The sequence below is a fragment of the bacterium genome (assembly GCA_012517375.1).
In the GTDB taxonomy this organism is placed as follows: Bacteria; Hydrothermota; Tepidihabitantia; order B3-TA06; family B3-TA06; genus JAAYVC01.
Genome location: JAAYVC010000097.1, coordinates 50491 through 63345 on the forward strand (window position 1 = coordinate 50491; position 12855 = coordinate 63345).

Consider the following 12855-nt stretch of genomic DNA (forward strand, 5'->3'; position numbering starts at 1 on the left):
GCGTTTTTAGTGCACCCGGTTGCATATTATGCAATCGGGTGCTGCCTTTTTCTGCTTAATTTTATTGTTCAGCTACTATCTTCGAGAAATCGGCGACCCTGAGAAACTCCTGTTTAACGGCGTTGAGCAAGCTAAGCCTGTTCATACGGAGACCTTCATCCTCGACCATAACGAATACATCGTCGAAGAACTTGTCGATTGCCGGGCGAATCGAGAGCAGAAGTTCAAGCGCCTTGCGGTAAATCCTTGATTCGCATGCCGATTGGAGTTCTGGCTTTATTCTTAAAACCTCGGACCACAAAACCCTCTCAGTCTCCTCGGTGAAACGCTCAGGGGATGGAACGAGCGCGTGTTCGAGCGCTTTCGTTATGTTTGCCACTCTTTTCTGCCCGACTGCCACAAGCTTGAACTCCTCCGTCTTGTGCAGTTCCGAGAAAGCGGAAAGACGCAGCCAGGCGTCGTATGGGTCATGCCCGGCAACAGCCGCCACCGCATCCACCCAGTCGTATGCAAAACCGAGATCCTTAAGATATAACTCTAGACGGTCCTCGAGGAATTTACGCAACTGATCTAACAGCGCATCTTCTTGCTTTCCAAGAAGAACGAGTGCGTGAGATAAAGTGTCTTTAATATTTGCGTGAATCTTTTTATCTACCAGCATCTTGATGATGGCGGTTGCCTGCCTGCGCACGGCATAAGGGTCGGATGACCCCTTGGGCGGCTTGCCTCTGATGAAGGTCGCCGCGATGTTGAGCAGACGGTCGGCGATTCCAAGAGCGGCGCCTTCAAGCGTAGATGGCGAGTCTGTATACTGTTCACGAATAGCGGCAGAGACTGCGGGATGCTCCTTAAGGCGTTCCGCATAGATTGCCCCTGCAATACCCTGAAGCGACGTGAACTCCTTCTCCCGAACGAGGTTGGACAGGAGGTCGGCCTTGGACAAGTAGGCGGCGCGTTCATGGACAGAGCGGTTAAAATCGGGGATTGACTTCCCGATATGCGAGCCCAGTTCCTTGAGCCACTCAGTTTTTTGAGCAAGAGAGCCAATGCCTTTAATCCATTCGACGCGCACCTCTTCCTTAACGAGCGCATCGAGGCCTTTTTCGAGATCCTCTTTTATGAAGAAATCGGCGTCCTCAAGCCGCGATATCGCCATGCGTTCGAACCAAGGCCGGGCGAGCTTCGGCTCGAGCCCGGGTGCGTTGGTCACAACCAGGAAATAAGGCAGGAGTTTTCCTTCCTTCTCGACGACGAACGCTCTCTGGTGCTTAGCCAGCGCCGTTGCAAGAACCTCTCTGGGCAAATCGATGAAGCCGCCGAGGCGGCAGTCCAGGGCTTTGGGATACTCCACGAGGTCTGTAACCTCCTCCGCGAGATCCTCGTTGGAAACAACTTCGCCGCCGAGCTCTTTCGCCATTCCGGACAATTCCTTTATTACCGCCGACCTTCGCTCCTCGCGGCCGACGAGGACGTAGGCATCATGGAGTTTCTGAACATATTCATCTGGATTGTCAATCGCGATTGATTCCGGATGGGCAAAGCGGTGACCGCAGGTAATGTTTGAGGAGCGCACTCCTGCAAACTCGAACTCGATAATCTCATTTCCAAGGAGGGCGCACAGCCATCGAACGGGTCGAGCGAACGAAACGCCGGCGGATTGAGGCCACTTCATATTTTTGGAAAATGGCAGGTTTCCCAGAATTCCGGGCAACAGCCGGGATAGCGTGTCGCGAGTCGGTTCGCCGCCCGTTTTGCGCTTGACGCAAACGTAATTGCCCTTCTCCGTTTCCTTGATGAAGAGTGAGGATTCTTTTACGCCCATGCTTTCGGCGAACTTTTTAGCGGCTACAGTCCATTTTCCATTTTCGTCCTTTGCGACTTTAGCCGGCGGCCCCTGGCGCTCCTCCTGTCTTGCGGCACTTTCAGTGGCGACGTCGGCGATAATCAAGGACAACCTGCGCGGTGTCCACATCTTTTTTTTCTCTCCGAAGCTCGCGCCCGCCTCTGCTAGTGATTTGCCGATTTCTTCAGAAAGTGCCGAAACCGCAGGCTCCAGATAAGAAGCCGGCATCTCTTCGACTCCTATCTCAAGAAGAAATGTCCTGGTTTCACTCATCATTTCTCCCTTTTGTAGAATCTGGACCGAAACGGTAGAGCTTGGCAACTGCCATTGCCAGCTTGCGGACGCGAAGTATGGTTGCGGCGCGCTCGGTCACGGAGATGGCTCCCCTTGCATCGAGGAGATTGAAGTAATGAGAACATTTGATGACAGAGTCGTATGCGGGCATGACGAGCGCTTTTTTGACGAGGCGGTGGCATTCGGCCTCGTAATGGTCGAAGGCTTTGCGGAGATAGTCGGTGTCTGCTTCCTTGAGGGAGTAGGAGGAGAAATCCTTCTCGTTCTGGCCGAACACGTCGCCCCATGTCATCCGGTTTCCATCAACCTCGCCCCAGACGATGTCGAATATAGAGTCAACGCCTTGCAGGAACATGGCGATGCGCTCAAGACCGTAGGTGTATTCGACGGGGATCACGGGAAGATCGAGTCCGCCCGCCTGCTGGAAGTACGTGAATTGTGTTACTTCTATCCCGTCGAGGTCTACCTGCCAGCCAAGACCCCATGCGCCCAGGGTGGGCGACTCCCAGTCATCCTCGGTGAACCTGAGATCGTGCTTTTCAGGAGGAATTCCAAGCGAGCGCAGGCTGTCGAGATAAAGCTCCTGAGCGTTTCCGGGCGCGGGTTTAAGAATCGCCTGCAGTTGCCAGTGCTGGTAGACGCGCAGCGGGTTCTCCGCATATCGGCCGTCGCGGGGACGCTTCGATGGCTCCACATAGACGCAGCGCCACGGCCGCTCGTCAAGAACCCTGAGGAATGTGGATGGATTGAATGTCCCGGCGCCTACTTCGGACGAGTAGGGCTGCATGAGAAGGCAACCCTTGGACATCCAGTATGCCTGGAGTCTCGTGATTATCTCCTGGAACGATAATGTTTCCGGCATATCTACTTCTCTATCACGTAGAAGAAAAGCGGCAACCCGCCCTGGAAATAAAGAATGCCTTCGATTGAGAGAGTGTTATAATCGAGCCCTATCCTTTGCGCCTGGCTTTCCAGGTATTCCTTGACTCGAACGGACGGCTCCGGGGCCTTGAGTTCGAAGACGCCGGAGGCGCTTCTGAAAGTCGGCACATCGCCCGAGTAGAACTGGCCGTACACGCAAGACGTCACGCTTCCGGGCGCGGAATCTGAAACGGCTATAATCGAGGTTGGCGCCAGCCTTGAGAGTATATTGTCTATTTTAGACCACGGCCCCGTGTTCTTACCCGGGTCGTAGGATTGCGACCCTATATAATAAGTGGTCCCTGCAAGATATTCATTCGATTCAAACGGTGCAATCTCTGCCTTTTCTGCGATTTCCGTAATCGAGGGTTGTTCAGCGAGCGGGATGGGTTTCAGACCGCACTGCCATGTTGATGCTGTATTCTTCTCGATAAATATGATATCCGAATATGCCCACAAGGAAAGACGGGAAGTTGCATCATACCTCACAAATCCGAGCCTTGTTGCGTCAAGATACAGCGAGTCCCTACCCCAGGAAAAAAGGGGAGCGGACAAAAACAGGATGTTAAAGATCAAGTTCATCGCGTATTCCGCGCATCGCCTCAAGGCATACGGAGATAAACTCATCAAGCTCGAATCCTAAACCGGTGCAGGTAAGAATTTGATCACGATCCGCTCCTGCGGCGAAACGCCTGTCTTTAAACCGCTTGAGAACGCTTGAAGACTGCAGACCGCGAAGACGATCCGGATGCATGAGTGCGGCGGCAACGATGAGACCGGTCAGGGGATCAACCGCGTAAAGAATCTTATCCAGACTGGTGTTTCGCGGCACACCGCCAGCATGAGCCTTTATCGAGTGCACGGCCTCTTCCGGCAACCCGTTTTCGAGGGCAATCCTTGCGCCCAATTCAGCATGAAGCATCATGTCGCCGGCTTTTTCCGCCTCTTCATATGATACGTCGTGCAGAAGACCCGCAAGACCCCATACCGCAGGATCGGAATCGAATCTCGGGGCAAATGCCGCAAGGCAAGCCTCGGTACATAGCATGTGCTTGCGAAGGTTGACGTTCGATATCTTCCGCTCTACAAGTTTCAGAGCTTCTTCTCTCGTAATCATCCGTTAAGAATAATGAGAAACGCACTGAAGTCAACAACAATATCGAAGGAACGCTTCGGCAAGGGGCGCTTTTACACATATTTGCAGAGGAATAATGCCTGATTTTCCTGTTCCTTGCTCAACATTTCGATTCGGGTAGCTTTTTGAATATAGGCTCTTGCGTTCTCACTTTAAAAAACAGCGCTCAATCAATGTTTGACATATTCCGAATATTTGCTATGATTAGGCATGCTTGATCCTAACAAATACCGCAGTATGTTTCCTTCGCTCGCGCAAGAGCGAAACGGCAAACCGCCTGTTTATTTCGACAGCGCTTGCATGGCATTAAAACCCCAGCCTGTAATCGACGTTCTTCACGAATACTATACTCGCTACCCGGCATGCGGCGAACGCAGCACTCACTGGTTCGCACTCCAGGTAGACAACAAGGTTGAGGAAGCGCGGGACTCTATCCGCGAACTTATAGGAGCTTCAAGCCCAAAGGAGATAATCTTCACTAAAAATACGACGGAGGCAATCAACCTCGTCGCACGTTCGCTCATGTGGAACGCTGAAGATGTTGTTCTTACGACATCCAAGGAGCACAACTCAAACCTGTGTCCGTGGCAGGAACTTGCAAGACGAGGCATCATAGCAAAGCATGTGCCTGTTCCAGTGGATGACGACAACAAGTTCAATCTTGAAACCTTCAAGAAGATTCTTGACCAGGAACACGGAAAAGTCAGGATGGTCAGCCTGGGTCATTGCTCCAATCTTGACGGCGCGACAATACCCGACGACGCCATTAAGGAAGTCGTAAAACTCACAAAATCGCAGAATCAAGACGCTTTCGTCTTTCTTGATGCGGCGCAAAGCGTACCGCATAAAAGGGTCAGCGTGAGCGCTCTTGGCGTAGATTTCATTGCTTTTTCGGTGCACAAACTGGGCGGACCAACAGGGGTCGGGGTCCTTTTCGGAAGAAAGGAACTCTTAAACGACGAATCAGTCATTCGGCCGTTCATTGTAGGCGGAGGAACGGTTGAAGATACTCACCTCTTCGGCCACCCGCGATACTTCAGAGCCCCGCACAAATTCGAGGCTGGTCTGCAGGACTATGCAGGAATCATAGGCGCCGGAGCGATCGCAAAATTTCTTATAGAAGTCGGACCAGAGAACATAGCCGAGCACGAGAAAAGTCTAAATGCCGCGCTTACCAAAAAGATGTCCGCATTTCCTGAGGTGAATATAGTAGGACCTAAAGATCCAGCCGAACGCTCAGGCATATTCACTTTCTACATAATGAAGCCCGCGACGCGCTTTTCCGACGAAGAGCCGGACGTAGATGAAAAGCTCGATCAACGCGCAAACATAATGATTCGCAAAGGCACTTTCTGCGTGCATTCCTGGTACCACGCTGCCGAGTCTAAATTCGATTCCATATGGCCCGGCTTCAGACCCACGCTTTTCAGGGCCTCAATGTATCTTTACAACACAATGGATGAAGTGAATGCCTTTGCAGAAACCATGAAAAGCATCCTGGATGAGATTAAGGATCTTCCAACTTTTCCGGGCAAATAGCGATGACGGATGAACCTTTAATTGTCAGTTATTTCAAGAAAATCTTTTCTAACCCTTCCGAAAGCAGGATGGGAAAGATAGACGAAGCGGAACTTCAGATTAACGGCGAACTCTGCCCCAGACGCGGCAAGAAGGATCAGCTTTTCCTGCACGGAAGAATAAAGGAAGGCCGTTTAAGGGAATTGAAGTTCATGTGCGCCCTCTGCGATCCGCCCATGTTCGTCGCAGCCGATATCCTTTGCCAGCTGGCTCTTGAGAAAAGCAGAACGGAGATAGAGAAACTCGGCGAGGAGGACTTCGAGAAGATCCTGGGCGGACCCAGTCTTGAAGGATACGAACATTTCAAACGTGCAAGAGAGCTTCTGGTCCTCGGATTAATAGACTCCAAAGGATGATGTGAAGCGCGAAAACCCTTTCCTTTTTTTCCCAAAGCAGCTTGAACAGGGCGAAAACCGCTTCGAGATTCAAACGGATTCGGTACACATCGAACTCGCAGGATTATCGTTTACTGAACCCATAAGATGCTCTATCATTCTTTTTCTCACGGGCGCAAGAATAGACATGAATATGGATATAAATACCAGGATACAACTCGAATGCTCGCAGTGCGGAGGAGTCGTTGACCAGAAAATAGAGACGAATGCGGAAGTTACTTTTCTGCAAGCTCTTGAGCGTAATGACGATGAAGGTGAGCTTAAGGCGTCCGATCTTGAGTTCTACACTGAAGAGCTTGATTTAAGGAGCATAGTAAGAGATACTCTTCTTTTATCGGTGCCTATTGCTCCTCTTTGTCGCGAGGACTGCCTTGGTCTTTGCCCCACTTGCGGGGCTAATCTCAACTTAGGCGCCTGCGACTGTGGTAGTGAAAAATTACAAGCACAACAACGGGGAGAAAGCAATGGATGAAAGAAAGATGTCCTTCGGCGCAAGGCGCGCATTGGGCATTATCGGTTCAATCAACGCAAAGTTGATAAAGGATTCCGGTTTGAGGGAATCGGATAGCAGGTCCCTGCGCGAGCAGGACAGGTTGATTCTTGAAACCGTGAACGGTCAACGCAATGCAAGGGATGTCATATCCAGGTCTGGACTTGAGTTTGAAACCGGGCTGCATTCCGTAGCCTGGCTTATACGCACCGGCTTCATATACAGCACTGAAACAGCAAGACTTGAGCTGGAAAGACAGACCGATAGACTGAGTATGTTCGTTGAGCTATTCAGCGATTCCTCCCACGGTCAGGATTTCTGGCAGGGTTATATCGACAAACACGTAACCGGAAAGCCAATCCCCGGAATAGTATGGGACGGTCTTATTCCTTCCATCGCCGAATCGCCTCCTCCCCCATCGGAAATTAAGGACTATTTCATTGAGCTTTTTATCTCTCTTTACGACGAAGCGGAGAAGATATTCGGTGCCGAATCCGTCATAGCCAAACGCATCCTTCTCGATGTAAGGCCTCTTGCCTGAAGAATTCTATCCCTTTTTATACTTGAAACAGATTCGCAGGAACTCCTTAATCTTCAAGAGTCGCTCAAAATAAAGGTTTTCGGCTCCTCGAGCTGTCCGTCGGACGGTTGGAATATTAAAACTATTCAGCCTCTTTCAGTATGGTTACTACCTCCTCAGCACTTGTTGCATTGGACAACCTGGCTCGAGTCTCTTCCTTGCGGAGTATCTTTGAAAGCCTGGCAAGAGCCATGATGTAATGAGATTTCTGGGCTTCAGGAGCCGCTATAAGGAAGATAAGGTGCGATGGTTTCCCGTCAAGCGAATTGAAATCGACTCCCTGGGCAGACCTGCCGAAGGAGAGTATCAGATTCTTGGCGGCTACGGTTCTCGCGTGCGGTATCGCAACGCCTAATCCAATACCCGTGCTTTCAAGGTTTTCACGTTTCAGGATATCCCCAAGGAACGTCTCCTCGTCTTCTACAAGGCCCTGATTGACTAGCTTTGAGACAAGCTCCTTAATTACGGATACCTTTTCATGCGTTTGCAAGTCGAGCACTATCCCTTCTTCTTGTATCACCTCAGATATACGGATCATCGTCCCTCCTGGTTGAGTAAAAGCAGGGGAACATTGCCGAGCCTCCTAAGAAGACGCTCGGCTTTGATTTCCTTATATGCGAAAGTCGCGCATATGTCAGCCTCGTAGCTTTTGGCTACCGAGGCGATTCTTTCTTCCGCCTCTCCTTCTTCAAGCATGAGCGATATCTTTATCTCTCTCTCAAATGATATATCCTCAATTCCATAGAGGAAGTTCCATGTTCTGTCCTCCAGTTCTTCTCTTAGTTCTTTTTCTTCTTTGGTTAAATTCTCCGGTTCTTTCGGAATAACAGCAAGCGCTATAAGACGAGCGCGCAAAGCCGAAGCAAGATCCATAATACCTTCGAGCTCCTCTTGTTTTGTAGTAGCTGCATCTAAGTAGATAAGCAGACGTTTGTACACTTTTTATCTCCTACTTTCCTATGCAAAATCGGGAAAATATATCCCGAAGAATATCTGCGTCAACATCCGGTCGTTCCGCTCCAGACATCATGACCATCGCTTCCTTCAACAGATTCGACCGCATATCGGGATACTGCGCATCTAGGGCATCGTTCAGTAGTTCGTAAAGCTTCTTGAGCTGGTTTTCCTGGTGCTGGTTTGCAAAGAAAATCTCTCCCTGAGAGTCAACCTCCTGCTTGAGCTTCTCAAGCAGCAAATCAAGGTTATTCCTTTTTAAAGCCGATATTGATAGCGGTTCACCTGCAATATCCGGAATGTTCGGGATGGTTTTAACGGAGTCTATCTTGTTCCAGACGATGATTCCTGGTTTCTCGCGCAGTATCTTAAGAAGCTCGCCGTCCGCAGGGACAAACCCCGAAACTGCATCCAGGACAATAATGACGAAATCAGCCCTGTTGGCGGCGCCAATGGCGCGCTTGACAGCGAGTTTGTCGGGCAGGGATTCGGCGACGCCTATGCCTGCGCCGTCGTAAAGCCTTAGCTGGCCCGCCGTGAGACGAATGGTACCCGTAACAATGTCCCTGGTAGTACCCGGCACCGATGTCACAATTGAGCGGTCCTCGCCTAGCAAAGCGTTGAATAGAGTAGATTTTCCTACGTTCGGTCTGCCCACAAGCATGACATTGAGACCCTTACCGCGACTGCGGCCTCTCCTGAAGGCGGAAGCGAGATTCTCAACCTCAGTCCTTAACTCGGAAAGTTCCAGGGTGATTGATGAGGTTGGAACGTCTTCCTCGGGAAATTCAAGCTGCGCTTCCAGCGAGATCACAAGATTCTTCAGCTTCGCAGATACGCCCGAAAGCTGGCTTGAGAGATTGCCCTGCAGCTGGCGCATGGCTGCCGAAACGCCCTCCTCGGTCTCTGATTCCACGGCTGCAAGCACAGCTTCGGCCTGAGTCACGTCAATCCTGCCGTAGAGATAGGCGCGTTCGGTAAACTCGCCCGGTGTGGCCAGACGAGCGCCGTTCTTGATGAGAAGTTCAGTTACTCTGTCTACTATAAGAGGGTTACCGTGAAGACTGAATTCCACGATGTCCTCGGTTGTATAGCTGTGCGGAGCCTTGTAAACGCCGGCAATTACTTCGTCTATTATCGAATCCCCGCTCATTATATAACCCTTGACCAGGCTGTTTCCTTTGGCGTCGGTAAGACGCTTTTCTCCCCTGAATATCTGGTCGCAAAGACGAAGAGTTTGAGAGCCCGATACCCTTACAAGTGCCAATGCGCCGCGACCGGGCGGCGTCGACGGAGCTACAATGACATCTTGAAGACGATCGAGTATCATTACCTTGGCGCAATTATCACGTTCTTGCGGTATCCGGAACCTACCGTGTGTATCCTTACCTTCCCTTGCTCCATCAATGCCTCCTTGACGATTTTGTACTCCTTTTCCGTCAAGGGATCAAGCGACATCTCCCTCTTGGTTTCGATTACTACCCGGGCTATTGCAAGGGCTTTTCTCTTAAGAAAATCCTCGCGCCGGCGTTTATAGCCTCCCACGTCGATTGTGACGTTTGGTATGTTCACGCCCGGATGACGGTGTTGTAGTATTGACTGCACAACAAGCTGCAATGAGCGCAAGGTCTCACCGGAACGTCCAATCAACAGACCGTCGGATCGTTTTGAGCGAACGTTGGCATACAACTCGCCGCTCGTACGCCTTTCCCACTCGACCCTGGCTCGGAAGCCTGCAAGCCTGGTTACCTGCGAGAGGATTTCTGCAAGCTCGTTGCCGAGGGTGTCGTTTCCGGTTTCTTGCTCTGCCATTGTACTCCTCCTTGTGCTCCTCTCCTGAATATCCAGTATTCAAGCAGGGAGAGAAGGTTAAAAACCAGCCAATACAACTGAAGCCCTGAAGGGAAATTGAGGAAGACGAACGCGATCACTATAGGGAAGATGATAGCGGTTGTGCGCTGCCGGGGATCGACGTTGCTCAAAAGACTCTGGAAGATTGAAGCCACGCTCATGAGAACGGGAAGGATAAAGAACGGGTCTCGCTGCGACAAATCGGTGAGCCAGGTTAGATTTCCTGTCGGGATGTGAATGAAAAGAAAGTCGAACGGTTTGTTGATGTGGATGGTAAAAAGATTAACGAAAGCCGCCCCGCGCAGGGAAACCGCGGTTCTCAGAACCGCATAAAGCCCGAAGAATACAGGCATCTGTATGAGTAGCGGCAGACATCCGCCAAGGGGCGAAGCCTTGTGATCGCGGTACATCCTCATCGTCTCTTCGTTAAGGCGCTTGGGGTCGTCCTTGAAACGCTCCTGCAGCTCCTTAAGCTTGGGCTGAAGCATCTGCATCTTCTGCATGGAACGCTGCTGGCTCCGTGAAAGAGGAAGGAAGACAAGCTTTATGAGAAGGGCAAAAATGATTATGGCTGCGCCGTAATTCCTGATTATGCGGTACAGGAACTCGAAAATCTCAAGCATACCGATGCTCAGCCACCTGTATGTTATGCCTCCAAGCTCCACTATCCTGCCCAAACGGTGCCCCATCTTGGATAGCGCCTTGTAGTCCAGGGGACCGAAATAAAGCCTGAAGGATCCGGCATCGCTTACGCCGAATTCAAGACCTATCCTCTGATCCGGTCTCGCAACAGGAGCAATCCCCGCGTTTACAGGCCTATCGGGGATAACGATTGTTGAAAAATACTTTCCTCTAATCGCAATCCATTCGTACGGACCCTGGACTATCTCCTTTTTCCCTTCAACTATCTTTCTCGCACCGCCGATGTTGAACCACTCCGGATTCTTGCCTGCAGGTCTGTAGTAGATTTGATGAAGGGTTACTTCGGATTTATCCATGGGTTCGGTTAGCTTTATCCCGTCCTCGCAGAAGAACTTGAACCCCGCAAGCGTATCGCTTGCATTAATCTTGAACTCGTACCCGTCAAGCGTCAATTCTACCCTTTGAACCGCTCCAAGACTGTCCGTCCAGACCAGCGCAACTGTAGAATCGTTAGTGACGATAGTTTCGAGCCGGCCGAAATCCCTTGCTAGTGTCGCTGAATCGGACGGCGAGACCTCGAATCCCGCGTGAACGGCTGCCTTGAATCTCGCACCCTCCGGGATACTGGCCTCTATATCGTCATCCCATGTTCCAAGATACCTGCCGGTCGAATCGAAGAATCGCGTCGCCTCAAGAAGATGCACCGGAACCTGTTCGGTAGTGGAGGCGGTCTTGTTCATCTTGAAGTTCTTTAACTCTACCTGGTCAATCCTGAATCCGTAATAGGAATCCCAGCTCATGATTCTTGCCTTCATCTTGCTGTTTTCGACGACGAGAGGCTTCAGGAGATTCTTGCTCTCGGTGAGCTGTACGTTCTCTGCCGGGGATGAGACCTGCTGCTGATTACCCATCTGGCATCCGCCTGAATTTTTCCCGAAGATGTTGAGAAGTATTATCAATCCGGCAACGATTACTACTATAAGAATCGTCGAGAGCATATTATCTTTCATTCTATTACCTCACAGGGTCGTATCCACCGGCATTCCATGGATTACACCGCAGCACACGCCATACTGCCATGGCTGTGCCTTTGAAAATTCCGTGTTTTTCTATAGCTTCTATAGCGTACATCGAACAGGTTGGCTCAAATCTGCACACTCGCGGCGCTCCTGCAAAAACTATCTGGTAGGCTTTGATAGGCAGAATAAAAACCGTGCGCACCAGGCGTCTTGCAGGATGCAAGCTATCCAACAATGCTACCTGCCATCATTTTAGCCGCTAGCTTAAAATCCTTGCAGAGTTCCTCCCACCCCGATCTCTCCTTTAAGCGGAAAATGGCGCACGCTTTGGGAAACTCCGGTTTATTGCGCCTGTAAATCTCCCTCATGCGTCTCTTCAATCCGTTTCTTAATACGGCAGAACCGACCCTCCTGGGCACATGAAAGGCAACCTTTGCATGATCGCCTGGCATGAAGTGTACCCGAAGAAACCTTGTTTTTAGAGGTCTCACCCCCAGAAGCTCTCTTGTTTCTTTTTCTCCTCTGATTATATCGCGGCGCTTAAGAGTCTCCTGATGCACCTTCTTCAATAATTAACTCCTAAACCGAGAGGCGCTTGCGACCCTTGGCGCGGCGGCGTTTAAGAACCTCGCGACCGTCGGCTGTTGCCATACGTTTACGGAAGCCGTGGGTGCGCTTGCGCTTCAGGTTACTTGGTTGAAAAGTCCTTTTAGGCATTTACTTACTCCTTTTTTGAATTATAGCACGAAATAACTCAAAGTCAAACAGACAGAAAAGACCTCTAAATCAGCCCCTTTGAAGCGCCTTTTTTGCAATCTCGCATAAAAACAAACATAAAATTCTTATGCGAGATTGCCTTTGAGTCTTGCTTGCTGAATTTGTGTTGATTTCTTTTTTGACTAAACTCGAATATATCTTTCAAAGGTAATTCGAGTATCTGCGGATTTTTTACTGCAGGTAAAAAAGAGCATTTGAAAGCCGACGAGTGGATTCGAACCACCGACCTACGCTTTACGAAAGCGTTGCTCCCTGACCAAGTCGAAGTTTTGATACAAGCAACCCAAAAACTCAATAAGACCCTCGCTTCGCTTGAAGCTGGGGGTTTTGCGTATGCTGACAACGCATGCGCCGGAGGACATAATGCCCAGAAAAG

At 50.5% G+C, this 12855-nt stretch carries 16 protein-coding genes; 4 read left to right on the forward strand and 12 right to left on the reverse strand.

The window, feature by feature from the left end:
• Positions 1 to 61: 61 nt before the first annotated feature.
• The 4 genes from GX441_10540 to GX441_10555 form a co-directional block, all read right to left on the reverse strand.
• The gene (locus GX441_10540; protein ID NLI99081.1) at positions 62 to 2119 is read right to left on the reverse strand and encodes a glycine--tRNA ligase subunit beta; all 2058 of its coding nucleotides are present in this window, start codon (positions 2117 to 2119) and stop codon (positions 62 to 64) included.
• Complete coding sequence (locus GX441_10545) at positions 2109 to 2999, reverse strand: glycine--tRNA ligase subunit alpha (GenBank protein ID NLI99082.1); 891 nt, start codon at positions 2997 to 2999, stop codon at positions 2109 to 2111. The genes GX441_10540 and GX441_10545 overlap by 11 nt, the downstream gene beginning before the upstream one ends.
• A gap of 2 nt (positions 3000 to 3001) precedes the next feature.
• Positions 3002 to 3547 carry a hypothetical protein gene (locus GX441_10550; GenBank protein NLI99083.1) on the reverse strand — a complete coding sequence of 182 codons (546 nt, stop codon included), beginning with the start codon at positions 3545 to 3547 and terminating at the stop codon, positions 3002 to 3004.
• Between the two features lie 76 nt (positions 3548 to 3623).
• Positions 3624 to 4172, reverse strand: coding sequence for an HDIG domain-containing protein (locus tag GX441_10555; GenBank protein NLI99084.1), 549 nt, complete (start codon positions 4170 to 4172; stop codon positions 3624 to 3626).
• Between the two features lie 231 nt (positions 4173 to 4403).
• Here GX441_10555 and GX441_10560 point away from each other — a divergent pair, with 231 nt between their 5' ends.
• The 4 genes from GX441_10560 (at position 4404) to GX441_10575 (ending at position 7197) form a co-directional block, all read left to right on the forward strand.
• On the forward strand, positions 4404 to 5732 hold the full coding sequence (locus GX441_10560) for an aminotransferase class V-fold PLP-dependent enzyme (GenBank protein ID NLI99085.1): 1329 nt from the start codon (positions 4404 to 4406) through the stop codon (positions 5730 to 5732).
• Between the two features lie 68 nt (positions 5733 to 5800).
• Positions 5801 to 6127 (forward strand): hypothetical protein, encoded by a 327-nt coding sequence (locus GX441_10565; protein ID NLI99086.1) that lies wholly within the window; start codon positions 5801 to 5803, stop codon positions 6125 to 6127.
• Position 6128: 1 nt separating this feature from the next.
• Positions 6129 to 6638, forward strand: a complete 510-nt coding sequence (locus GX441_10570) for a DUF177 domain-containing protein (protein NLI99087.1) — start codon at positions 6129 to 6131, stop codon at positions 6636 to 6638.
• Positions 6631 to 7197 carry a hypothetical protein gene (locus GX441_10575; protein ID NLI99088.1) on the forward strand — a complete coding sequence of 189 codons (567 nt, stop codon included), beginning with the start codon at positions 6631 to 6633 and terminating at the stop codon, positions 7195 to 7197. Before GX441_10570 ends, GX441_10575 begins: the two co-directional genes overlap by 8 nt.
• A 121-nt stretch (positions 7198 to 7318) precedes the next feature.
• On the opposite strand, the gene GX441_10580 is transcribed toward GX441_10575, so the two are convergent.
• Genes GX441_10580 through rpmH form a run of 8 tightly spaced genes read right to left on the reverse strand, consistent with a single transcriptional unit; the run spans position 7319 to position 12419 of the window.
• Complete coding sequence (locus GX441_10580; GenBank protein NLI99089.1) at positions 7319 to 7774, reverse strand: PTS sugar transporter subunit IIA; 456 nt, start codon at positions 7772 to 7774, stop codon at positions 7319 to 7321.
• Positions 7771 to 8175 (reverse strand): universal stress protein, encoded by a 405-nt coding sequence (locus tag GX441_10585; GenBank protein NLI99090.1) that lies wholly within the window; start codon positions 8173 to 8175, stop codon positions 7771 to 7773. Before GX441_10585 ends, GX441_10580 begins: the two co-directional genes overlap by 4 nt.
• A 10-nt stretch (positions 8176 to 8185) precedes the next feature.
• The gene (gene mnmE, locus GX441_10590; GenBank protein NLI99091.1) at positions 8186 to 9520 is read right to left on the reverse strand and encodes a tRNA uridine-5-carboxymethylaminomethyl(34) synthesis GTPase MnmE; all 1335 of its coding nucleotides are present in this window, start codon (positions 9518 to 9520) and stop codon (positions 8186 to 8188) included.
• On the reverse strand, positions 9520 to 10002 hold the full coding sequence (locus tag GX441_10595) for a hypothetical protein (protein ID NLI99092.1): 483 nt from the start codon (positions 10000 to 10002) through the stop codon (positions 9520 to 9522). The genes mnmE and GX441_10595 overlap by 1 nt, the downstream gene beginning before the upstream one ends.
• Positions 9936 to 11693, reverse strand: a complete 1758-nt coding sequence (gene yidC / locus GX441_10600) for a membrane protein insertase YidC (protein NLI99093.1) — start codon at positions 11691 to 11693, stop codon at positions 9936 to 9938. The genes GX441_10595 and yidC overlap by 67 nt, the downstream gene beginning before the upstream one ends.
• 4 nt (positions 11694 to 11697) lie before the next feature.
• Entirely contained in the window at positions 11698 to 11907 is a 210-nt protein-coding gene (gene yidD, locus GX441_10605; protein ID NLI99094.1) for a membrane protein insertion efficiency factor YidD, read from the reverse strand.
• A gap of 19 nt (positions 11908 to 11926) precedes the next feature.
• Positions 11927 to 12271 carry a ribonuclease P protein component gene (locus tag GX441_10610; protein ID NLI99095.1) on the reverse strand — a complete coding sequence of 115 codons (345 nt, stop codon included), beginning with the start codon at positions 12269 to 12271 and terminating at the stop codon, positions 11927 to 11929.
• A gap of 10 nt (positions 12272 to 12281) precedes the next feature.
• Complete coding sequence (gene rpmH / locus GX441_10615) at positions 12282 to 12419, reverse strand: 50S ribosomal protein L34 (GenBank protein ID NLI99096.1); 138 nt, start codon at positions 12417 to 12419, stop codon at positions 12282 to 12284.
• Between the last annotated feature and the right edge of the window lie 436 nt (positions 12420 to 12855).

Excerpts from the sequence above, each read along its gene's own strand:
- GX441_10545 (NLI99082.1), bottom strand. The coding sequence starts at position 2,999 with ATGCCGGAAACATTATCGTTCCAGGAGATAATCACGAGACTCCAGGCA.
- rpmH (NLI99096.1), bottom strand. The coding sequence starts at position 12,419 with ATGCCTAAAAGGACTTTTCAACCAAGTAACCTGAAGCGCAAGCGCACC.
- yidC (NLI99093.1), bottom strand. The coding sequence starts at position 11,693 with ATGAAAGATAATATGCTCTCGACGATTCTTATAGTAGTAATCGTTGCC.
- GX441_10540 (NLI99081.1), bottom strand. The coding sequence starts at position 2,119 with ATGATGAGTGAAACCAGGACATTTCTTCTTGAGATAGGAGTCGAAGAG.
- GX441_10575 (NLI99088.1), top strand. The coding sequence starts at position 6,631 with ATGGATGAAAGAAAGATGTCCTTCGGCGCAAGGCGCGCATTGGGCATT.
- GX441_10595 (NLI99092.1), bottom strand. The coding sequence starts at position 10,002 with ATGGCAGAGCAAGAAACCGGAAACGACACCCTCGGCAACGAGCTTGCA.
- GX441_10580 (NLI99089.1), bottom strand. The coding sequence starts at position 7,774 with ATGATCCGTATATCTGAGGTGATACAAGAAGAAGGGATAGTGCTCGAC.
- GX441_10560 (NLI99085.1), top strand. The coding sequence starts at position 4,404 with ATGCTTGATCCTAACAAATACCGCAGTATGTTTCCTTCGCTCGCGCAA.
- mnmE (NLI99091.1), bottom strand. The coding sequence starts at position 9,520 with ATGATACTCGATCGTCTTCAAGATGTCATTGTAGCTCCGTCGACGCCG.
- GX441_10565 (NLI99086.1), top strand. The coding sequence starts at position 5,801 with ATGGGAAAGATAGACGAAGCGGAACTTCAGATTAACGGCGAACTCTGC.